This is a genomic window from Methanosarcina hadiensis (assembly GCF_046529725.1).
GTDB lineage: Archaea > Halobacteriota > Methanosarcinia > Methanosarcinales > Methanosarcinaceae > Methanosarcina > Methanosarcina hadiensis.
Map to the genome: position 1 here is coordinate 1,758,598 of NZ_CP136241.1, position 23,987 is coordinate 1,782,584.

16 protein-coding genes and 1 pseudogene are annotated in these 23,987 nt (G+C 42.7%); 13 read left to right on the forward strand and 4 right to left on the reverse strand.

Annotated elements, in window-relative coordinates; translation table 11 throughout:
• Positions 1-7 precede the first annotated feature (7 nt).
• Positions 8-838, reverse strand: coding sequence for a CbbQ/NirQ/NorQ/GpvN family protein (locus RSJ42_RS07515; protein ID WP_410509955.1), 831 nt, complete (start codon positions 836-838; stop codon positions 8-10).
• 872 nt (positions 839-1,710) lie between these two features.
• On the opposite strand from RSJ42_RS07515, the gene RSJ42_RS07520 reads away from it, so the two are divergent.
• From RSJ42_RS07520 to RSJ42_RS07580, 13 genes are all read left to right on the forward strand, one after another.
• Positions 1,711-1,866, forward strand: coding sequence for a hypothetical protein (locus tag RSJ42_RS07520; protein WP_410509956.1), 156 nt, complete (start codon positions 1,711-1,713; stop codon positions 1,864-1,866).
• Between the two features lie 291 nt (positions 1,867-2,157).
• Positions 2,158-2,565 (forward strand): DUF1699 family protein, encoded by a 408-nt coding sequence (locus tag RSJ42_RS07525; protein ID WP_410509957.1) that lies wholly within the window; start codon positions 2,158-2,160, stop codon positions 2,563-2,565.
• Between the two features lie 342 nt (positions 2,566-2,907).
• On the forward strand, positions 2,908-3,996 hold the full coding sequence (locus tag RSJ42_RS07530) for a radical SAM protein (RefSeq protein ID WP_410509958.1): 1,089 nt from the start codon (positions 2,908-2,910) through the stop codon (positions 3,994-3,996).
• Between the two features lie 61 nt (positions 3,997-4,057).
• Positions 4,058-5,806 carry a hypothetical protein gene (locus RSJ42_RS07535; protein WP_410509959.1) on the forward strand — a complete coding sequence of 583 codons (1,749 nt, stop codon included), beginning with the start codon at positions 4,058-4,060 and terminating at the stop codon, positions 5,804-5,806.
• A 55-nt stretch (positions 5,807-5,861) separates the two neighbouring features.
• Positions 5,862-6,227: a PDDEXK nuclease domain-containing protein gene (locus tag RSJ42_RS07540; protein WP_410509960.1), complete on the forward strand. Its 366-nt coding sequence runs from the start codon at positions 5,862-5,864 to the stop codon at positions 6,225-6,227.
• A gap of 414 nt (positions 6,228-6,641) precedes the next feature.
• On the forward strand, positions 6,642-8,180 hold the full coding sequence (locus RSJ42_RS07545) for an ATP-binding protein (protein ID WP_410509961.1): 1,539 nt from the start codon (positions 6,642-6,644) through the stop codon (positions 8,178-8,180).
• 884 nt (positions 8,181-9,064) lie between these two features.
• A complete protein-coding gene (locus tag RSJ42_RS07550) occupies positions 9,065-10,603 on the forward strand; it encodes an N-6 DNA methylase (RefSeq protein WP_410509962.1) in 1,539 nt (512 codons plus the stop codon).
• The gene (locus RSJ42_RS07555; protein ID WP_410509963.1) at positions 10,600-11,793 is read left to right on the forward strand and encodes a restriction endonuclease subunit S; all 1,194 of its coding nucleotides are present in this window, start codon (positions 10,600-10,602) and stop codon (positions 11,791-11,793) included. The genes RSJ42_RS07550 and RSJ42_RS07555 overlap by 4 nt, the downstream gene beginning before the upstream one ends.
• A 2-nt stretch (positions 11,794-11,795) precedes the next feature.
• Positions 11,796-12,632: a hypothetical protein gene (locus RSJ42_RS07560; RefSeq protein ID WP_410509964.1), complete on the forward strand. Its 837-nt coding sequence runs from the start codon at positions 11,796-11,798 to the stop codon at positions 12,630-12,632.
• Positions 12,629-14,737, forward strand: coding sequence for a DUF262 domain-containing protein (locus RSJ42_RS07565; protein ID WP_410509965.1), 2,109 nt, complete (start codon positions 12,629-12,631; stop codon positions 14,735-14,737). Before RSJ42_RS07560 ends, RSJ42_RS07565 begins: the two co-directional genes overlap by 4 nt.
• Positions 14,737-18,177 (forward strand): DEAD/DEAH box helicase family protein, encoded by a 3,441-nt coding sequence (locus tag RSJ42_RS07570; RefSeq protein ID WP_410509966.1) that lies wholly within the window; start codon positions 14,737-14,739, stop codon positions 18,175-18,177. Before RSJ42_RS07565 ends, RSJ42_RS07570 begins: the two co-directional genes overlap by 1 nt.
• A 538-nt stretch (positions 18,178-18,715) precedes the next feature.
• The gene (locus RSJ42_RS07575; protein WP_410509967.1) at positions 18,716-19,252 is read left to right on the forward strand and encodes a superoxide dismutase family protein; all 537 of its coding nucleotides are present in this window, start codon (positions 18,716-18,718) and stop codon (positions 19,250-19,252) included.
• Between the two features lie 296 nt (positions 19,253-19,548).
• The gene (locus RSJ42_RS07580) at positions 19,549-20,829 is read left to right on the forward strand and encodes a hypothetical protein (protein ID WP_410509968.1); all 1,281 of its coding nucleotides are present in this window, start codon (positions 19,549-19,551) and stop codon (positions 20,827-20,829) included.
• A gap of 115 nt (positions 20,830-20,944) precedes the next feature.
• On the opposite strand, the gene RSJ42_RS07585 is transcribed toward RSJ42_RS07580, so the two are convergent.
• The 3 genes and pseudogenes from RSJ42_RS07585 to RSJ42_RS07595 form a co-directional block, all read right to left on the reverse strand.
• Positions 20,945-22,228: an ATP-binding protein gene (locus RSJ42_RS07585; protein WP_410509969.1), complete on the reverse strand. Its 1,284-nt coding sequence runs from the start codon at positions 22,226-22,228 to the stop codon at positions 20,945-20,947.
• A 717-nt stretch (positions 22,229-22,945) separates the two neighbouring features.
• On the reverse strand, positions 22,946-23,137 hold the full coding sequence (locus RSJ42_RS07590; protein WP_410509970.1) for a hypothetical protein: 192 nt from the start codon (positions 23,135-23,137) through the stop codon (positions 22,946-22,948).
• Between the two features lie 424 nt (positions 23,138-23,561).
• A pseudogene (locus tag RSJ42_RS07595) lies at positions 23,562-23,883 on the reverse strand (IS5/IS1182 family transposase); the annotation flags it as partial.
• Positions 23,884-23,987 lie beyond the last annotated feature (104 nt).

Consider the following 23,987-nt stretch of genomic DNA (forward strand, 5'->3'; position numbering starts at 1 on the left):
GCATTTATCACTCCATAATTGCAGAGATTATCTCATCAAGACTTACCTGCAGGTCCGGATTGTCCGTAATCGGCCTGACCATTGCTATCTGGCAAGCTTTTCTGGGTTCTATGCCTTCATGTATCAGTTTTCCGGCGTAGATCAGCAGACGCGTACTGACGCCTTCTTCAAGCCCATGATGCTTGAAATTCCTTATGCGTGACCCGATTTCCACAAGTGACCTTGCCATTTCCTTTCCTGCCCCGCTTTCATGTGCCACGATCTGGATCTCGAGGTCAGAAGGCGGATAATCGAAATCAATAGAAACGAACCTCTGGCGAGTGCTCTGCTTCAGGTCTTTTACAATACTCTGGTAGCCCGGATTATAAGAGACTGCAAGCATGAACCCGGCAGGAGCCTTCATAACTACGCCCAGCTTATCAACAGGGATTATGCGCCTGTCATCGGTAAGCGGATGAATGACAACAATTGTATCTTTCCTGGCTTCAACAACTTCATCAAGATAGCATATTGCCCCGCTCTTTACGGCTTTTGTAAGAGGCCCGTCGCTCCATTCAATTGATTCCCCTTTTATCAAAAACCTCCCAATAAGGTCGGTTGCAGTAAGGTCCTCGTGGCATGCGACAGTAATTAAAGGCCGCTTCAGTCTGTAAGCCATATACTCCATAAAACGTGTCTTTCCACATCCTGTAGGCCCTTTCAGGATTACCGGCAGCAGGTTTTTGTAGGCTGCTGTAAAGACTTCAACTTCATTCCCTACCGGAACGTAGTATGGCTCTTTTTCAACAAAATATTCTTCCAGAGGTATCTCTTTGAACAACTGGCATCCGGTGTCCATGTTTTTCTCCCATCCGAATACAATTATTATATTTTTTATTGAATATATTTTCTTTGATGGATTGATTTGAGATATCTTAAGAATGCTACGGAAATATTTCAATCCCAAAGCAACTTCTCAAAAGTAATTACTTTTCAGGTCTAACCAAAATATTTTAAATTTTCTCGGGAGCATAGGTGTGCATAAGTATTTATACGGTAAAATGAAGTAAAAAAATCATGGAATTGGAGAAACCTGCATTTCAATAAATCTGCCTTTTCTGGCTTTTCTGCATATCTTTTTATTACTTTTTACAGATAAGGTTTTCAGATATATTCAGACCTGTACAATCATTCTTTTCGTGGCAAACCTATTTTAGCCGCACTATTATATAACCTACTACAAATAATTACATACATATTCCGCATGAGAAGTAAAATAATTCAACTGGTCTTTAAAAAAATTATAATACAACCGGAACTGAAATTAGAAATAAAAATTAAGAATATAATTTTTAAAAATCTTTTTTATTTCGTTTGCGGCTTTTTTGGACCATTTCAGTACCTTTAATATTACCGGTATTTCCTGAATACTATCTAAATAATATTAGCTCAATGAGATAACTTTATATAATAATTATATGTTGTTTATAATAGGTACAATCAAAAAACAACTTAACAGTGGGGAAGAAAAAACAAAACTGACACATGGATATGAGTGTTAATTCCAGGACAGTACCTTACATAAATCTGAAAAACGCTTTGTTCAATGGCTTAAGACTTTTAAACAAGATATACTGGACTGGTACAAGCCTGTCCAAAAATTGAGGAAACTCAGGTAATTGAACTTGCATAAATAAATCTAAGAATAATTAAAACAAGCGGTGATCTTTTATGGAGTATGTAACAAAAACATGTCCAATTTGTGGGAGTGAATTTGTAGTATTGGAAAAAGTGGAGGGAAAGGCAATTTACTGTACACTTAAGTGCCTTTCGGTTGCTCAGGGGAAGGTAAAGAGAGAGAAAGTTTCTACAGTCATATCTGTGTAAATAACAAATCTAATCAAAAAAGTATAATTCTTTATTTTTTCATTTTACCAAAAATAATAAATTAAGAACCTGAAGAAACTGATGACCTGAAGAGACTAATAACCTGAAGAAACTAAAAAACCAGAATTAGAATTGGCTTAAATTAGAAAATACCTTAAATTGAAAAATACCTTTAATCAAAAAGTACCTTCAATCAAAAGATACCTTTAATCGAAAAAACACCTTAAATCAAAAAACACCTTAAATCAAAAAACATCTTATAAAAAACAGCTTATAGTGGGGGAAAAACATATGCGAATAAGAGTGGTTAGTTCAAGGGAAGAAATTTTTACACTTAATCCGAATGAGCGTATTGTCCATCTGGCTTTCAGGCCTTCAAACAAGGACATTTTCGGGCTGATCGAGACCTGCCCGAAGGTTGAAGTAATCCAGTTGCCCAAATCATATATGCGCACGGTTTCCAGATCCATAGAAATGTTCCTCCAGATGCAGAGGATTCAGCTCCTTGAAGGCGATGTCTGGGGGCACAGGAAAGACATTAACGAATACTTTACAATTTCATCCTCAGTAATTGAGAAGATAAAGGTAATGAAGGCAGAAGGCAAAGATGCTGAAGAGATTGAGAAAAAGGTTTCAAGGGAAAGTAAACTGAACCCTGCAATGGTAGGCTATATCCTGTCAAAAGAGACGGCTGTTTAATTTTTACAGGACAAGATATGAAATTTATATGAAACTTGAAACTTTTTTTGAGATAAAAACATAAAAAGGAATTGAACCTTTTGAAATTAATCTTCACTTTACTTTTTTTATACAGAATAAATGATGATCAGGTAATATTTCATAAACATATGCTATTTTCATGCACATGTACTGCTTTCATAATTATTAAAGGATCATATAGTATCATATAAGATCATATAGGATCATATGAAATCTGTTGGGCTCACTTGACTTCTATCTTAAAGCTTTGCTATATATCACCTGACTTCTATCTTAAAGCTTTACCATAAACCTATAATCCATGTAAACAGATATTCTAATATGGCAGTCCCGAAGTACCTGAAGCGCTATCTCAGGGTGCAGGGAGATGAAATGCCTGCCCTCTCCAGAATAACAGAAAGGATTTCAGCCGAATTCGACCCGGAAATGGAACTTGAAGAACTATGGAATATCCATAAAGCAAGCATTAAAGAATACAGAAAACTGCGGGAAAGCCTTGACATCGAAGTCATGGATTCCCTTGTTTATGCAGACAGCTCGGACAGGCTCAGGCTATATACTAAAAGTTTCCTTGAGATCCCTGAAGCCAGCCAGTCTTTGCTTGACCTTAAGATTGCTATCGTGGACAGGATGCTCAGAAACTGCTCCTGCTGCGGGTGGAATTGCGGTGTAAACAGGGAGATCGGTGAAAAAGGTTTCTGCAAGCTGACCAGTGCTTCCTATTACTCCTCCGAATTCCTTCATATGGGGGAAGAGCCCGAACTTGTTCCTTCACATACTATCTTTTTTTCAGGATGTGTTTTTGCCTGCGTCTACTGCCAGAACTGGGAAATCTCCACATGCCCTGATTGCGGAACCAGGGTTGAGCCGAGAAAGCTTGCAAAACTTATAGATCTCAGAAGGCTTCACGGGGCAAAGAATGTAAACTTTGTAACTCCTACCCCTCATACGTACAATATCCTTAAAACGCTGAGGGAAACTTCACAAAACAATCCGGTTATCTGGAACTCAAATATGTACCACTCCCCTGAGATTGCGGAGGTTCTGGAAGGAGTTGTGGACGTCTACCTTGGGGACTTTAAATACGGAAGCAATGAATGCGCCAGCAAATATTCAAAAATAAGAAATTACCTGGAGATTGTTCAGCCGAACTTCAAATTTGCCTACGAAACAGCAGAAGTCCTACTCCGACACCTTGCCCTCCCAGGACACCTCGAATGCTGCACAAAACCGATTGCCGAATGGGTAGCAAAAAATATCCCTGAAACCAGGTTCAACCTGATGTTCCAGTACAGGCCCTGCTATCGGGCAATGGAATATCCCGAAATCGCACGCCAGCTTACTGCAGAAGAAGAGGAAAAGGCTATTGAGATTGTAAAAAAAGCAGGGATTGAGGATTTGCTGGTCTGAGCAATGCTCAGTAGTAATTATAATTGTGTGAATATATATAATTGCATACATATCATAAGGTATGGGAGGTCCTGGGGTAGCCTGCAAATTCTTAGGAATATTCCTAATTTTAAGTCTGCTACTGCAGGGAACCTGTACAGCTCAGGCAAGCAATGAAGCGAATGCTAATTACACTATAAATGATACAGTTAATGGGACAATAATTGGTACCGTAAACGGCACGATAAATGGCACAATAAGCGATACTGTTAATAATACAACAGTCAATGGCACAGTAGTTGGAACAGTAGTTGGAACCGTAAATGGCACTATAAACGGCACTATAATCAGTACTAGGAGCAAATCAGGTCCGCTTGAATGGGTTTTGATACTACCAGTTTTAGCAGGCTATCTTCTTTTTCTATGCTGGATGTGCCGGTTTTTTGATAGAATGAACTTCTGTTTTGTGGTTTTTATACTTATTATGCTTATAGTACTGCTATTGAGGTTTATGCCATTGGATTTAGGTCCAGCTGCAAAACGGGTCATCTTTATTGTTGTATTACTTCTTCTTGTTATTATGTTACTTCTTATTCTAACACCTGCTATGCTTCATGAAGTGTTCCCCCCCAAAAAGAAAAAAAACCAAGAAAATGAAAGCAATCCAGTAATGATCCTTCATGATATGCTAAGGAATTTTATTATTATTTTTTCAACATTATTGTGGCCTCTGCTGTTCATATATCTTCATATGAACGATATTGAAAGTGCTACATTTTATGGGATAGAGGATGTGGAGTTTCCAATCATAATAGCTGCATCGTCTATTGGAGTTCTTTCTTACCTCCTGTTAAGTATTGAAGAAATTTTTAGCCAGCTTATTCCTGAATATAAAAAGATGAGCATTGCCTGGTCATATCTCAGGAGAATTCTTATTGCACCCTTTATCGCGTTAATAATTGTTTATATTCTCCCATTCAGTAAACCAGATGATACTACCCTGACAGATGAACTTTCAGTCTTCTTTTTTTCCTTTTTTGCCGGTTTCTTTACGAAACCAGTAGAAGAATGGATTTACGTAGGAGTTCAGAAATTTTTGCCTGATGTATCCAAGGAGGAGTTCAAATCGAGGAATGAAAAATATGATGTTAAAGAATCGGACTTTGTTAAAATGCTTGGTATATCCGAGGATCTGGCATATATGCTATACTATGCAAAGATAAGGACAATAGAAGAACTGGCAAGATGCGATGTAAAGGAAATTAAAAAGAAAGTGAATCTTGATACCAGAAATATTGGGGAAGGTGTATGGTGTCCAGTCAAAGGACAGGAAGACAGACTTGGCAGTTACTCAGATCAACAAATTCAACTGGCTATTGATAAGGCACGGGAGACCCTTGGCATAGATAAATCGAAACTGGTTAGAGTACTAAAAATGGATAAAGAACTGGCATCCAAACTTTACAATTTTGTAAATATAAAAACTATTGAGGATCTGAGTACCCTTAACGAGGAGTACATTTATAAGAAACTGAGCGCCTGCAACCAGGGGGCAAATAAAGAGAAGATTAAAGAATATATAAATTCAGCCATAGAATACACTGGCATGAATGAATCGGGTTTTGTTAAAGACCTTGATATGGAAAAAGATCTGGCTTTCAAAATCTCTCACTTTACAGGAATAAAATCAGTTGAAGCATTGAGTACCAGCGATGCTGATGACGTTCATAACAAATTGGGCGTTTGCAAAGAAGATATTTCCAAAGCCGAAATCAAAGAATACATAGAAAAGGCTATAGAAAAGACCAAAGAAACGGCTAAAGAAACTTAACAAATCCATTATAAATCCTCTGTTTGTCTAAGCTACCGTTAACGCCGGGCTAACCATGCTCTACTGGAATGTCGGTAAACGCATTCATAAGGAAATTCTAAAAGGGGAAAGAGCAGAATATGGTGAAGAAATTGTTTCTAACCTGTCACTTAAGTCTTTTTTGCTGGAACTCGGCGCAGACTTCGCCTTTGTAGCCAGGCAGCGGCGAATTCAAATTGATGACGACGACTTTTACATCGATCTCCTTTTTTACCACCACTCCCTGCACAGGCTGATTGCTATTGACCTTAAACTTGGAAATTTCAAAGCCGAATACAAAGGCCAGATGGAGCTCTACCCCCGCTGGCTGGACAAATACGAAAGGCAGCCGGGAGAAGAATCCCCGCTGGGAATAATCCTCTGCGCCGGAAAGAAAAAGTAACAGATAGAACTTCTGGAACTGAGCCGTTCCGGGATCCATGTAGCTGAATACCTGACAGAACTGCCGCCTCGCGAACTGCTTGCTAAAAGGCTGCATCGCGCTGTCAGAACTGCAAAGGTAAGGCTGGAGACATACGATGACCAGTAATAGAGAAAGACCCTGAAGGCTTTTCAGTTAATCTGTTTTTTCCAGAAAATGATCCAGATGGCTCAAGACCGCGGAGAAATCTAACTGGACGGCAAAGAGCTAGTAATTTGAAGGTCTCTATTTCTGATGTCCGCTCACGCCCTGAATTAAGAGTAACGAGCCATTGGAAATTTTAGGCGGTATAAAGGCTTAATCTGAAGTAGCAACCGAAATTACCTTATCTTGCATGAAATTATAAGATATGAAGGTAAGTTTTGAGGCTCCCTGATGACTCAAGTATTCAGAATATTCGTAAGTTCAGTACAGAAAGAACTTGAAGATGAGCGGCTCATTGTTCAGAATCTTGTGAGCACTGACCCTTTCCTATCAGCACATTGCGCTCCCGTGCTTTATGAGTATGAACCGGCTTCTTCAGAAAAGGCACTTGAGGGCTGCCTTAAAGCCCTTGACAGTTGCCAGGTATATCTGCTCATAATCGGGGTACAGTATGGCGCTTTTAATGGAGATCTTTCGATAACTCATACCGAATATCGCAGGGCGAGGGAAGAAAAGCTGCCGATTCTTGCTTTCATTAAGGGCAGCAGGGGGATGGACCGCGAGGAAGGAACCGGTGCTTTCTTAAGAGAACTTGAAGATGATGGTTTTAAGTACAAACGTTTCGGGAATGTAATTGAACTCCAGAAGAAAGTACGGGAGGCACTGGTAAAGCTCCTTAAGGACAGGTTTGGTATTGCTCCGACCAGCGACGAAAATACGATTGCAAAGCAGACCATCGAGGCTACTTCTACTTTTGAATCGCAGCCACTCACTCGAATTCCCTGGAAGGATCTCGACCATAAAGTTGCTCTCCAGCTTGTGAAAGCAGCTGAAAACAAAAAAGAAGAAGAGTTATCTTCTACCGACTTACTGGCTGGAGTGATGCTGCGCGGTCTTGTCTGGACTTCTCCAGGATCGGAGGAACACTATGCTACAGCCGCTGGAGTAGTTCTGCTCGCAAAAGACCCATCTGTGGTTTTTCCCCAATGCCGGGTGCTTGCGGATGCTTATCGGGGACACGAGCCTGATGGAGAGCCACGTGACCATGAGGACATTCGGGGATCTATGCCCCTGGTTATTGACCGCGCAGTTGCTTTCATTGACCGTAACACCCGTCACCCCATGAAAGTTATTGGATTAAACCGAGTTCGTATTGATGAATATCCCATAGAGGCACTGCGAGAAGCCCTTGTGAACGCTGTTGCCCACAGGCAGTACGAGGATGCCGGGAGAAAGATCATTCTAGAAGTATTCCCTGATCGAGTAATCGTTTCCAGCCCGGGTCTCCCACCAGCCCCTATCACACTAGCCAGTTTGCGTAAAGGAAATTACAGGCCCTGTTCGCGAAACCCTGTACTGGCCCAGTGCCTTTCCTATTTCCACAGGATAGAGGAGCGCGGTAGCGGTTTCAGGCGTATGCGAGACCAGATGCTAAACCACGGCCTGGAAAAGCCCCTCCTAGGAACTGATACTGGATACTTCCAGGTCATTTTTCCAGGACCAGGCGAGAACCTCGACTGCATCCTTGTGCCCGAAGCCAGACTATCAGTGACGCTTGCTATTGAAGCTCAATTGAATGAGAGGCAGAAGGAAATTATTAATTATGTGCTGGAAAACGGTGGCGTTTCAAGTGGCTGGTGCCGCGAGCGGTTCAATGTTGCCTACCAGACAGTATACAGGGACCTGAATGGGTTAAAGGACCTGGGCATCTTAAAACAGGAAGGATCAGGCAGAAGTACCAGGTACGTCATGAGAAGAGGCGATGAATAATCTATCACTTTTCTATCACCAAAAAGCTCTAATCTATCACCTCAGCCCCAGCTTTCTTCGGATTTATTTTCTTAAATTTTACGATTCTTTTGATTTCTTTTCAGATCTTTTTGAGATCGGAAAACCACATTTACAAAAAAGAAAGAAGTAGAGGTGACGAATTAATCTATCACTTATCTATCACCAAAACGCCCTAATCTATCACCTCAGACCCCAAAAATCCGAAAGTTCGATACCTGAAATCTTCCGATAATCATCCGATTTTCCTCTGTAATCTTCCGATGGCATGGCTAATCGTTAAGAAATCGTAAACCTAAGTCCATTAATTGTAAAGTCAAAGTTAGATTCTGAAGACCAAGGACATCCTGTATTGATCACTCCTTACCCTCAACATCCATAAGTACGATGCACAAAATCATCCGGATACGAGTTAAACTTTTTTAAAGTTATTACCTTTACAGTATTCAAATACTCCATGCTCCTTTCCGACACACGTTTTTATTTTTTTCATTATACATGACCCCAGCTCTCACCGGCCGGCTGAGACAACCGGCATTCTCAAAACGAAAATGAAAAGCGAAAAACCTTTTTTGATTTATTCTTGACTGCCACAACTAAAGAAATCAAAGGAAGAGAATAGTTTAAGATAGAAAAGACTACCCGTGAATTTGAAAAGACTATGAAAAAGAGCAAGAGTTAAAAAGATTAGCAGGTATTCCTTAATAGAAAATCTTCAAAGAAAAATAACTCAGCTAACCGAAATTTTCATTATAGTACTATTTGTGAACAGTTGCCAGGCTAAAAAATGAATGAAAATAAAGTTAACCGAACCACAATTAAGAAACAGTATATGAGGCTGCAAGCCGGGCTTAAGAGGAATAAAAATGATCACAGGTGAACTGAAAAACAAAATCGACCGCATATGGGACACTTTCTGGTCCGGTGGCATAGCCAACCCCCTCGAAGTTATCGAACAAATTACCTACCTGTTGTTTTTACGGAGGCTTGACGACCTCCATACGCTGGAAGAAAACAAGTCAGCCCGCTTAAAACGCCCTATGGAGCGCCGCATTTTTCCGGAAGGCGAGGACGATAAGAACCGCCCTTATGAAGACATGCGCTGGTCCCATTTCAAAAACTTCACGCCTGCAGAGATGTTTACGGTGGTCAGCGAACACGTTTTTCCTTTCCTGCGCACCCTGGGAGGAGATGATTCCACCTATGCAAAACACATGGAAGGCGCCCGCTCCACGATACCTACGCCTGCACTGCTTTCAAGGGTTGTGGACCTTCTCGATGAAGTGCCTATGGAAGACCGCGACACGAAAGGCGACCTCTATGAGTATATGCTGGGCAAGATCGCATCTGCAGGCCAGAACGGCCAGTTCAGGACCCCGCGCCATATTATCCGCCTGATGGTAGAGCTAACTTCCCCGCAGCCGACAGATATCATATGCGACCCCGCATGCGGGACAGCCGGATTTCTTGTGTGCGCTGGCGAGCATTTGCGGCAGCACCACCCGAATATCCTGCACGACGAGAAGCTGAAGCAGCACTTCCACCACAATATGTTCCACGGCTTCGATTTCGACAACACCATGCTCCGCATAGGCAGCATGAATATGCTCCTTCACGGCGTGGAAAATCCGGACATCAGATACCGCGACTCCCTGGCGCAGGACTATGCGAGCGACGAAGAAGCCTATACTCTTGTCCTTGCAAATCCTCCTTTTGCCGGCTCGCTCGACTATGAGAGCACTTCCAAGGAACTCCTGAAGGTTGTCAAGACCAAAAAGACAGAACTGCTTTTTGTCGCCCTGTTTATGCGCCTCCTCAAACCAGGCGGACGGGCTGCCGTTATCGTCCCTGACGGCGTGCTTTTCGGCTCAAGCAAAGCCCACAAGGAGCTTCGCCGCATGCTTGTTGAGGAGCAGAAACTCGATGCGGTTGTTTCCCTTCCTGGCGGCGTTTTCAAGCCCTATGCAGGGGTTTCTACTGCCATTCTCCTTTTCACGAAAACAAATTCAGGAGACACAGACCACGTCTGGTTCTACGATATGCAGGCCGACGGCTGGAGCCTTGACGACAAGCGGAGCCCGCTTTTGAGCGAGGACAAACTGGGTCCTGTTCCGTCAACAGAGCTTTCTGAGGACGAGCACGCCAGAAATAACCTTCCTGATGTCCTTGCCCGCTGGCAGGAGCGCAATTCCGGCGAACTCAAACGCGCCAGGACCGAACAGAGCTTCTGCGTGCCAAAAGCCGACATCGCAGCCCAGGGTTACGACCTTTCGCTCAACCGCTACAAGGAAGTTGTGCATGAGGAAGTGGAATACAGAGACCCGAAAGAGATACTTGAAAGCCTCGCAAAGCTGGAAGCTGAGATTCAGCAGGGGATGAAAGAACTGGAAGGGATGCTGGAATGAGTACTGTCCTCAAAATGGAAAAGCTTTGCGACATTGCTGAACTGAACCCAAAATTTAAGGAAAAACTGGAAAGCGAATCAAGTGTTTCTTTTGTGCCAATGGCAGCAGTTCTAGCCGAGATGAGCACAGTAACCGGTGAAGAAAAACAATACAATGAAGTAAGTAAGGGCTACACATCATTTGTTGATGGCGATTTGCTTGTTGCAAAAATAACTCCTTGTTTCGAGAACGGAAAAATTACTCAGGCAAAACTAAAAAATAGAGTGGGATTTGGTTCGACCGAGTTTCATGTAGTTCGTCCTGTAGAAGAAAAATTAGATGCACGTTATTTACTTCACTTCTTAAGACAAGAACGTATCCGAATAGAGGGCGAAAGAAAGATGACTGGCAGCGCAGGACAACGCCGTGTGCCTGCGAATTTTCTTGCTGGTTTGGAAATCCCTCTTCCTCCTTTACCGGAACAAAAAAGAATTGCAGATATTCTGGACCGTGCGGAGGCTCTTCGAGCCAAACGTAGAGCTGCCCTTGCACGGCTTGATGAACTCACAGAAGCCATTTTTATTGATATGTTCGGTGACTCAGTGTCAAATCCAATGGGATGGAAGAGATATCCTTTAAAACACTGTGTAAATCATATTCAGATCGGGCCTTTTGGATCACTTCTGCATAAAGATGACTACGTTTTCGGTGGTATTCCGCTCATAAATCCTACGCACATCGAAAATGGAAAAATTGTTCCCGACCTAAACCAGTCTATCACTGTGCAAAAACATGCTGAACTTCAACTTTACCAACTTCAACAAGGTGATGTGATCATGGGTCGTCGGGGAGAAATGGGTCGGTGCGCAATTGTGGGGTCAGAGCACAATGGAATGCTTTGTGGCACAGGATCACTTTTTATTCGTCCTAATGAAAGCAGAGCTATTGCTATGTACCTTCAAGCAACGCTTTCAAGTGAAAGTATGCGTAAGCATTTGGAAGGTTTTTCACTTGGAGCCACACTACCGAATTTGAATCGAGGAATTGTTGGAGAATTAGCTATTTCTCTACCACCAATTGAAATGCAAAAAGAATTCAGCCACCGCATTGAATCAATTGAGAAATTAAAAGCAACTTACAAGTCCTCGTTGACAGAGATTGATGAGCTTTTCTTATCTCTTCAATATCGTACCTTCAGGGGGGAACTATAACCATGCGAGGGGAATTTATTGAAGTTTGGTCTGAAACATGGAGAGAGATATGGAGTAAACTAACACTGCAGAAAGATTTGCCAAATGACTTATTTTGTGAACTTTATGATGAGCTTGTATTTGCCTTCAAGAAAAAACCCTCCGTTGAAGAGATAGCAGAAATCACCAATGATCCTGAAAAAAGTGAAGAGATATTTGTCAATACTAAATCTGAAGATTTTTCTAGTGAGTGGGCACTAATTAGGTTTTTTGAAAGTGCTAATGAGGTTTTAGACGATCTTGGCGGTGATCCTCTTTCCAATTATTACTTTAATCTGCTCGAAGAATTCATCGAGAAGTTCAATCTACGTTACTGTTTGAGGCGGCCTTGCACGCTTTGTCCAACATTGTCGGGCATATTTGGCAGCCTCATGTACAATCTAAGAGAAGCAACTAGCCATGATACTCATCTTGACAATCTAATGAAGGATTTCGAGAATGCTATCCAAGACTTACGAATTGATTTTTCCGATGGGAGAATCAAAACATGCATTCAGAAACAGATTAATTTACTTGAAGCCATGGGTAGTCGATATCCAGGGGTTAAAGAAAAAACAATTGGTAGAATTTGTAACCAAGTTAGGACATGGCCCCATGAAACAGTAAAAGATGCCATGAAAAACCTTTATGAATTCACCTGTGATTACCCGGGAATTCGACACGCGGGGACATCCGCAAAAGCATTACGTACTATCGAAATGCGTGACATGGTTGCAATATCTATTATACTGATAGGATTCCTACCCTACCTAACCGACCAACTCGATGCTGAAGTTATGTATTCGAGGAAGAAGATATGAAAGCCACTGAAGCCAAACTTCTTGATTTTCTCAAAAAATCCCCCCAATTCGTGATTCCCATATACCAGCGCACTTACTCATGGACTGAAAAAGAGTGCCAGCAGTTATGGGATGACATTCTTCGAACAGGAAGTAATGATGATATCTCAGCTCACTTTGTCGGCTCTATTGTCTACATAGAAAAAGGGATCTATCAGGTATCCAGCCAATCCCCGCTGCTCGTAATCGATGGTCAACAGCGTCTAACCACAGTAACCCTGCTGATAGCTGCCCTTGCCAGAGCTCTGGAAAAAATGGATGAAGAAAAACGTGAGCCTCTTGATGGATTTTCTCCTCGCAAACTACGGAATTATTATCTTCTCAACCCTGAAGAAGAAGGAGAAAAGTATTACAAACTTATTCTTTCGCAGACAGATAAGGACTCTCTCACCTCTATTGTTGACAACAGAGAGCAACCAAAAGAGTACTCTCTGAGAGTGACGGAAAACTTCAAGCTTTTTGAGTCATGGATTGCTGGATATAAAAATAATCTAACTCCTCTTTGTAAAGGGCTTGCCAAACTTATAGTGGTTGACATCGCGCTTAATCGCGATCAGGACAACCCACAACTTATTTTTGAAAGCATGAATTCAACCGGCAAAGAACTCAGCCAGGCTGACCTGATCCGTAACTATATTCTGATGGGGCTGGAACCGCAATTACAGACAAGGCTTTATGAACAGTACTGGCGACCAATGGAAGTGGATTTCGGACAGGAAGCCTATAGTGACCAATTTGACGGTTTCATGCGCCATTATCTAACTGTTAAAACCGGAGAGATTCCCAGAATAGGGGAAGTTTATGAGGCGTTTAAGGTTCATGCAAATTCCACAAAGACGGCACAGGCAGGAGTAGAAGCGCTTGTAGCCGACATCCGGACCTTCTCTCGCTATTTCTGTGCAATGGCGCTTGGAAAAGAAATAGATCCCGATTTGAAACTTGCTTTCCACGACTTACGCGAACTTAGAGTAGATGTAGCTTATCCATTCTTGCTCGAACTTTATCACGACTATGCAACCGGAGTGCTGTCAAGAGAAGATTTTGTTGCAGCAGTTCGGCTGATCGAGTCCTATGTGTTCCGGCGTGCTATCTGCTCTATCCCTACAAACTCAATGAACAAGACCTTTGCAACCTTTTCCAGATCTCTAAAAAAGGATCGTTATCTTAAAAGCATCCAGGTATACTTTTTTCAGTTGCCATCATATCGCCGCTTTCCAAACGATGAAGAGTTCAGGCGTGAATTTAAAATCCGGGACCTCTACAACTTCCGAAGCCGTAGCTATTGGATCAGACGTTTGGAAAACTATGAACGTAAAGAACGTGTGCAGGTAGATGAGTACACTATCGAGCATATAATGCCACAGAATGATAACCTCTCCACAACCTGGAAAACAGAACTTGGCACAGAGTGGAAACGAATTCAAGAAATGTGGCTGCATACCCTTGGAAACCTCACACTCACTGGCTACAACTCAGAATATAGTGACAGGGCTTTCGCAGAGAAACGTGACATGCCTGGCGGTTTTAAGGAAAGCCCGCTCAAACTCAATAAAGGACTTGGTCAGCTCGACCAATGGAATGAAGAGACTATTAAAGAAAGGGCAAGCAGGCTAGCAGAAATAGCTCTTAATGTATGGGCAATGCCAAAACTAACTACCGACACCCTTGAGGCGTACAGGCCAAAGGCTACGGCTTCTGGTTACACAATTGAAGACCATCCATACCTGTTAACGGGAACAGTGCATGAGCTTTTCGAAGCCTTCCGTAAGGAAGTATTGGCTCTTGATCCCTGTGTAACCGAGGAGTTTCTCAAGCTTTACGTTGCCTATAAAGCTGAGACTAACTTTGTGGATGTGGTGCCACAAGCCAAACGGCTGATCCTGTCGCTCAATCTACCTTTTTCTGCCATAAACGACCCAAAAGGGCTCTGTAAGGACGTTTCCGATGTCGGTTGTTGGGGCAACGGAGACGTAAAAGTCGGTCTCGGATCACTGAATGACCTGCCCTATGTAATAGGTCTGGTGCGGCAATCTTTCGAACACCAGATGGGAAACGGAGGATATTAATGACTAATTTTGCCTTTCTCGAAGCCGAATGGCCTTCTCTGTATGAGGCAGCCGAAAAAGCCTCAAATGCAGTCTATCCGGACCCTCGCACTGCCTGTTTTTACGCCCGCAGGGCTCTGGAACTGGCTGTGCAGTGGATGTATAAGCACGATTATTCCCTTCTCCTGCCGTATCAGGAGAATTTGAGTGCCCTTATCCATGAGCCCACATTCAAGAAGGCTGCGGGAGAGACAATCTTCAACAAAGCGCGTGTCATTATCCGGCTTGGAAACCAGGCTGTGCACAGCAACAGCACGGTTCTGCTGCATGACTCATTAACAGCCATAAATGAGCTTTTTCACATCAGCTACTGGCTTGCCCGCACCTATGCAAGAAAAGAAAAGCCTGAGCCGGGGTTGAGCTTCAACCCAGACGAACTGCCGAAAACAACCGTACCCAGGCAGACGATGGAACAGCTCCGGAACCTTGAAGCAAGCCTCCGGGAAAAGGACGAAAAGCTCTCAGAACTTCTCGCCGACAAATCCGCACTGGACGAAGAACTCAAACGCCTGCGTTCCGAAGTAGCAAAAGCAAAAGAAGCTTCAGCCCTGCTACCAGACAACCACGACTACTCCGAAGCCGAGACTCGAAAAAGCCTGATTGACCTCCTGCTTAAAGAAGCCGGCTGGCCCCTCGATAAAGCTCAGGACAGGGAATTTGAAGTCTCGGGCATGCCGAATGAAAAAGGGATCGGATTTGTAGACTACATGCTCTGGGGCAGCGACGGGAAACCTCTTGCCCTGGTGGAAGCAAAACGCACCACAAAAGACCCTCGGGTCGGCCAGCAGCAGGCAAAACTCTATGCCGACTGCCTCGAAAACCAGTTCGGGCAAAGGCCTGTTATCTTCTATTCAAACGGGTATGAAACCTGGGTCTGGGACGATTCCATGTATCCTCCGAGGCAGGTGCAGGGCTTCTACAAAAAATCCGAACTTGAACTCCTTATCCAGAGGCGCAAAAGCCGAAAGCTTCTCTCGGAAGCGGAAATTAACTCAGCCATAGTCGAACGCTATTATCAGACCAGAGCCATCCGCCGCATAGGGGAAGCCTTTGAAAAGGACAACGACCGAAAAGCCCTCATAGTAATGGCAACAGGCGCAGGAAAGACCCGCACGGTAATTGCTCTCTGCGACCTCCTCATGCGCTGCAACTGGGTAAAACGTGTGCTTTTCCTTGCCGACAGGGTAGCTCTTGTCAACCAGGCTGTAAACGCATTCAAGCGGCATCTCCCTGACTCTGCACCTGTAAACCTTGTCACGGAAAAGGACACCGATGGGCGGGTTTTCGTTTCTACCTATCCGACAATGATGAAACAGATAGAAGAAATAAACAGCGGGCAGCGTCGGTTCGCAGTTGGTCACTTCGACATTGTGATTATTGATGAGGCGCACCGCTCGGTCTTCAAAAAGTACAGGGCGATTTTCGATTACTTTGATTCTCTTCTTGTAGGCCTTACAGCAACACCCAAAAATGAAATTGAACGAAATACCTACAGCCTCTTTGACCTTGAACCAGGTGTTCCCACAGATGCCTACCATCTTGAAGAAGCCGTAAAAGACGGTTTTCTGGTCCCTCCGAAAGCGGTTTCAGTGCCCCTGAAGTTCCAGCGCCAGGGGATCAATTACGACGAGCTCTCAGATGAAGACAAAGAGCAATGGGAATCTCTGGACTGGGGCGACGAAGACGGAGAAATCCCTGATAGGGTAGAAGCCGAAGCTGTCAACAAATGGCTGTTCAATAAGGATACCGTGGACAAAGTGCTGGCACACCTGATGGAGCGGGGGCTGAAAGTAGCAGGCGGTGACCGCCTTGGAAAAACCATCCTCTTTGCCAAAAATCAGTCTCATGCCGAGTACATTGCCGAGCGGTTCAATGCAAACTATCCGCATTTCAAGGGTGAATTCGCCCGTGTTATCACTTTCAAGACCGAATATGCCCAGAGCCTTATAGACAACTTCTCTATCAAAGAAAAAGTTCCGCATATTGCCATCTCGGTAGACATGCTTGACACCGGGATCGACGTGCCGGAAGTAGTGAATCTTGTATTCTTCAAACTGGTGCGTTCAAGGACAAAGTTCTGGCAGATGGTCGGACGCGGAACCCGTCTCTGTCCTGACCTATTCGAACCCGGAAAAGACAAACAGTTCTTTTACCTTTTTGATTACTGCCAGAACCTTGAGTACTTCAGCCAGAACCCTGAAACAACTGACGGATCTTTGGGAGATTCACTTGGCACGCGCCTGTTCAAATACAGGCTTGAACTTCTCTCAGAGCTGGACAAAAAACTTGAAGCTAATAGCAATTGCGACATTGGAACCGAGACCAGGGAAATATACGGCGAGCCGAAAACAGAAGCTGAAGTACGCTTTTTGATTGCCGAAGCGCTTCACGGTGAAATTGCCTCTATGAACCCGGACAACTTTGTTGTGCGTCCCAAACGGCGGCTGGTCGAAAAATATTCAAGTCCCGAAGCCTGGTTAAAGCTCTCAGGTGAAGACCTTTCCGAACTTACCCACGAAGTTGCAGGTCTGCCTTCAGAACTGCAGCCTGAAGCCGAAGAAGCAAAGCGTTTTGACCTTCTTATCCTGAACCTGCAGCTGGCTTTGCTCCGTGCCGAGCCTGGCTTTGAGCGCCTGCGTGACAGGGTAAGGGATATTGCAGGTCTTCTTGAAGAAAAATCTGCCGTTCCTGTTGTACGCGACCAGATGCCTCTGATTCTGGACGTGCAGACCGATGAATGGTGGGAGAATGTTATGACTCCCATGCTGGAAACTCTCAGGAGGCGCCTCCGTGACCTTGTAAAGCTGATAGAAAAACACCATAGAAAACCGCTTTACACCGACTTCGAAGACGAAATGGGCGTAGAGACCCATGTGGAACTGCCGGGTTTTGCTGCAGCCGGAGGTTTTGAGAAGTTCCGCGCCAAGACCAGGGCTTTCCTCATGGAACATCAGGACCAGGCTGTTATCCATAAGCTCAGGATGAACGAGCCTCTGACTGCATCTGATCTTGATGAACTGGAAATGATACTTTCCAAAAGCGGGTTGGGTAATCCGGAAGAAATCGCCCGCGCAAAAGAGACATCAAACGGGCTCGGCCTCTTCGTACGCTCCCTGATAGGGCTGGACAGGGAAGCTGCAAAACAGTCGTTTGCCACATTCCTGCTGGATAAGACATTGACTGCAAACCAGATAGAGTTCATAAACCTGATAATTAACCACCTTACAGAACATGGGGTTATGGATGCTGCATTACTTTATGAATCACCATTTACCGACCTTACACCCCTGGGACCAGACGGGCTTTTCACCTCAGCTCAGGTAGACGGGCTGATAGCAGCACTGGAACAGGTAACAGCAACAGCAATTGTGTCTTCAGGTTTGCAGCAGGCAACTGCTTGAAGGTTTTAAGCTGTTTCAGGAGCTATGGGAAAATTGTTTACTCAACGCTGAAACGATTGGTTCGACGCCCATTTTGTTAATTCTGACTTGCATCTTTTTAAATTACAGTAAATCCGAAAGCACCATATATACCTTTAATGGCTAAAGTCAGTGTTCTATATGAAAGATTTTCCTTATTGAATCTAGAAAGATAAGCTTTAAACAGGAGCAGGGTTTTAAAAACTAATTTAAGACATTGGAAGATATTGGATTTTTATAATAATGTTTTAATATTATCTGGTCATTTATCTCTCCGGGAGTATGTTTGCCTGGCATTTTACAGTGGCAAATCTCAGGCACGTAAGGGGTATATCAAAACTGTAGATATTTATCTGAACTGTAAATATTTATCAGAACTGTAAATATTATATCAGTGTCTGAAGGGAGATGGGTCACTCTGTATACGCGGTTGCAGAGTGTAGACTAAAATCCGTGTCTCTGTCATTTAACAGGCAGATTCTTTTACGTCAAATTATCGCTTTTAAGGGGGAATAAGCTGATGAAAACCGGACTGGTATTACTGATGACAATCTCAGCAGTGCTGATGCTTGCAACTGCAGGCTCTGCACAGGAAAATACAACAGATAATGCAATAGCGATTATGAAGGATGTAAATGGGAGTACAGTTGGGGTTGCAACCTTCACCGAGGATGACTATGGCCTTGTTCGTATACAGGTCCTTGTTTGCGGTCAGGAGCCAGGGCTTCACGGAATACACATTCATGAGAAAGGGGACTGCACTGCACCGTCTTTTACTTCTGCAGGCGGGCACTACAATCCTCTCTGCAAAGAACATGGATTTAACAACCCGAATAGTCCGCATGCCGGTGATTTGCCTAACCTTGTAGTGGGACTGGACGGTACGGGATACATGGACGTCATCACTGACTCCGTGACGCTGTCACCTGGGCCGACCACTCTATTTCCGGAAAACGGTACTTCACTGATCATACATTCAGGTCCTGATGACCAGATCACAGACCCTGCCGGCAACAGCGGCGACAGGATTGTCTGCGGAGTCATAGAGGAAAAATAAGTTTTCCTTTAATCCTTACATTTTTTCAATGAATCTATTTTTTAATAAATTTTAGAAAAAAGAGAAAAACCTTAAAATATTCTCGTTTTACTGGAACAGCTGTTTTTCAGGGAATTAAATTGCTTTATTAAACGGAGTTGAGCGTTTCAGGCATTGGGTATCAGGAAACACCACGAAAACCGGATCCTGAACCGCAGAGCCTAATCCTCAGTATGTAATTCCGACAGCCGATATCTTAAGTTTCGGGTACTGGCTGGAAGCGAATAATAATATTTATAATCTCACCAAGTGTATCCATGGGTTTGATGGTAGACAATCCGGCTGCAGATAAATACAATATTGTGCCTGTTGAGCGCATTTTTCAGATTCATAGATCGCCCTGCAGGGTAGTTCTGGCAATAACCGGCGGCGGTGCAGAAATAATTGGGGAACTTCTCCGCCACGGCAGCGGCTCTGCAACTCTACTTGACGCTGTCGTTCCCTATGGTACTGATGCGATGGATAAGTTTCTCGGAAGGAAGCCAGAAAAGTACTGCTCTGAAAAAACCGCCAGGCTGATGGCAATGGTTGCTTACCAGCGGGCTCTTGACCTTTTAAAAGGTAACGAATTTGCAGGACAGGACTTAATCGGAATCGGAGCAACCTGCAAGCTTAAAGCTGCAAACGAGCGGGAAGGAAGGAAACACGAGATCCATGTCGCCGTCCAGGCAGCCTGTGAGACAGGAGTAAGGTCACTTGAACTGACAGCAGACAGGACAAGGGAAGAGGAAGAAAAGATTGCCGCTCTCCTTATTTTCAATACACTTGCCCAGCACTGCGACGTTCCCGAAGTCGATTTTTTGGATGTGATTGAGGCAGGGAAAAGTAGAAATGAAGAGCCTATTGAAAAAAGCGTTGAAAAATATGAATCCGTTCCCGAGCCTGTTGGTAATCTATTGAATCAGAAAACATGCGCTCAGGATGGCTCTTACGAAAATCTGGGCCTGACGATAATTAACTTAAAAGAAAAAGCTTCCAGAGGCCACGGAGAATTTGGAAAAATCAGGCTTGTGTTTCCTGGCTCTTTTGATCCATGCCATAGAAACCATGTTTTAATGGCAAAACTGGCTTCGGAAAAACTTGGCGAGCCCGTATACTTCGAAATCTCTTTGACAAATGTAGACAAGCCGCCTATAGATTTTATTTCACTGAATCAGAGGCTTGACTCTTTAAGGGTATATAAAGATGAAGCTTTCATGGGCGGGATTTGCCTGACCAATGCGCCCCTTTTCCTGCAGAAAGCTGCCCTTTTCCCTGGCAGCACCTTTATCGTTGGTGCCGACACCCTTAACAGGATTTTTGATGCAAAATATTATAATGGTTCAATAGACACCCCTTCCATTTTAAGCTTTTTTAAAGAAAAGAATGTACGCTTTATAGTATTTCGCAGGAAATCAGTTGAATTTCGTATAAGTCCCGAAATCCTTGATTTTTGTGAGGTTATCCCTTTAGACGAATATGAAGACGATGGAATATCTTCGACGGAAATCAGAAAGAAGATAGAAGAAAGAAGGAAAAAGATAGAAGAAAGAAGATAAAGAACGATAATAAAAAACGAAGATAAAGAGCGGAGATAAAAAAGAAGGTAAAAAAGGATGTAAAAAAGAAGATAAAAAAAGAAGGTAAAAGATAAAGAATTCAAAAATAGAATTTTTATTCCAGCATCCATTTCCACGCGGAATTAATGATTATTTTCTTCTTTTCACCGTCTTTCCCTTCTATTTTCATTACTCCTTCATCGTCCATAGTAAGGATAAACCCTTCATTGAGCCCGAACTCTTCCATAGCTGCCGTAAGCCCAAGAATTTCCCTTTCCCTTACTGCCGGGCTTCCGAAACAAAATGAGACCTGAATTGCAGCATTAATTTCCTGGCTGCCTTTTTCGTTTACAAGGAAATCACATTCCCTCGTATTATGGAAATAAGATATCTGTTTGCCCTGCCTGAGCAGTTCAAGGAATACGAGATTCTCAAATCTTAACCCCAGGCTGTCCGGGTAATTGGGGAATACTGTCTTGAAAAAACCTGTGTCACCTGCATATATTTTGTATGGGACCTCTTTTGTATTTTCTTTTCTATATTCGTTCCCTTTTTCCTTCTCATATCCCGATTTCTCAGATATGTGGTTATACATTGGAACCCGGTATATCAAAAAAGCTTCTTCCAGATAGTCCATATACCTGCGTACAGTATCTTCGTCATCAATCCAGCTTGCCTTTTTTAGTGTATTGAGGGAATATTCCGATGCCATGTTTGAGATCAGGAAAACTGCAAGTCTTTTCAGTCCCTCAGGGTCCTGGATATTGTGCCTGTCAATGAGTTCTTTTTCAAGAATCTCTTCGAAGTACTCTCTGGAAAGTCTGTAATTGTCCTTTTTTATTACATCGGGAAAGCCACCGTTATCAAAATAGCGCAGGAAATGGCACAGCATTTCATCACACCTTGAAGGTGTAAGAAAGCCAGGTCTTGGTACTCTAAGACCTTTTAAAGTGAGGTATTCTTTGAATGAAAAAGGTGGAAGTTTAAGGACTCTTATCCTGTTCTCAAGACGTGAAGCGATGTTCTGATTCATGAGTCCTGCAGATGAAGATGTCATAAACACGCGCGCCCCTTCGCTTTGAAGCCTGTCCACCCAGCTTTCCCACCCAGGGACATGCTGGATCTCATCAAGGAAATAAGAAACAGGTTCTACAGGTCCTACTTCACTGGGTTTTTCTTCCTTTTCAGAGCCTTCCTCATCTTCGGATTCTCTCCTGCAAAACTCATCTGCGATCTTCTCAATTTCCAGAAGACCGTCAGGGTTCAGGTCTCCGAATCTGCTGTCTTCAAAATTAATGTAAACCTTCATACCCTGCAGAAGACCTGATATCTGTTTTAAAAAGGAAGTCTTGCCCGCATGAAGCGGACCATAGATTAAATTAACCTCACTTCCATCCATGCAGGGATAAACCTGAATACTGCGAGGGAGTATATTGGAAGATTTTTGGAAAAAATTTTGATGGTCAAGAACTAAGGGAAGAAGCTCAACTCTTTGCATGTTATCGGAATAATTTGTGATGAAGAACTATATAGTTTTTCTGGCAGAAATCAATCTCTAGAAAAAAATTAGATTAATTGATCCTTAAAAAGGAAATGCCTGGCCATGTTTGGAATAACGAAACGATGAGCAGATTTAAATGATACATAGTAGAGCTATAGCAGAAAAAGCAGAATAATGTTATATATTTTACGACTTTCAAATATTGGCAATAAGCCTGAGTAATTAAAAAGAAACTGTAAAATTAATCCGAAACATATAGAATTATTAATTTTTTTCAGGAATTTTACTATCGAATTTTACACGCTTCAGTCCTTCTTAGGTTCATATACTGTTTTCTTTTTACCGCATCTTGTACAGACAAAATATTTTTCCCTTACATTAGAGGCATAAATATTCAATCCCCCACTTCTATTCCATTTATGCAACCCAAGGAAACACAAAATGTTTCGCAGTGGAGCTTTTCCGGAAGTTCTGGATGGAGCCCTGTAAGCCAAGCGATTACACTCCTGAACAACTGGTGATTTCCAGCCTGAGATAATATGACCTTGAAGTCTGGTACATTTCAAATAACAGGCTGTTTCTATTTTACTATCTGCTTTATATTTTACCGTTTTTTCAACCTTCTCGGTTTTTTACATCCACATAAAATTCAGCATATCCGCAATTTAAACAAACATGTACTTTAAATTCACGCATTGGGCCGGTAAAATAGCATTCATTATCAGACTCATAACCTATACGTTCTCCGATTATGTGGCCTGTATCGAGATCTGCGCTCCCGCATTTTGGACATTTTCCCCTTTTCATTTTGCTTTTTCCCCTGTATCAAAGAGATCTGGCTTTATGGAAATATTTGTAAAGGTTTTTCGAAGAAGTAATAATCTGATTATAAAATTTCCCTTCTTCTTTTGCTCCCACAATAAAAAACGAACATTTTATATTTGCATCATTAATTATATTTATCTTTGAATAAGTACGTTTGTCATCAAATAAAGATATTAAATTTGTTGAGGCCCCTGATCCAGCGCATGTGTAGCCTTTCCGGAGGATTTCCTGTCTGATACATGAAACAGTAGTAAAGAAACTGAAAATTCAAAAAAGACGGCAGAAAAGACCAGAAGAAATTCAGAAAAGTTAGAAAAGATGTAGATGATTCTGATTAGCCCCTTATTAACTTCTTCATTCATAGAAAGATTTTAATCCCTTCTTTTCGCTAATCCCGTCATTTACAGTTATCCACACTAAAAGTGCAGCTAAGAGCAGTATCAATGTCTCCTGCTCTTATTATTCTCTTTCTTTTAGGTTCTTTAAGTATTTTCGCATATATTTTAGGTTCAGATGTATTCGCTTCATTAATCAGAATCGCTAATGGTTTCAATGTTTCAGTTTCAAGTGCAAGGTCAGTTTCATGCCAGTGAAAAAGCCTCTATGAGTTGAATGACCCCATTTATATTCCTTGTTTCTAGGCTTTTCTCTGAAATCTTTTTTGCAAAAAAGTCAGGAGTACAATTAATGGCAGGCACTGATTCTGGAAGGGCAGAATGCCCCCCATTTCCAGAATTTTTTACTTTCGACCTGTGAGGCAGGAAATTAAAAGAAAATTAAAGGAAAATTAAAGGAAAATTAAAGGAAAATTAAAGGAAAATTAAAGGGAAAT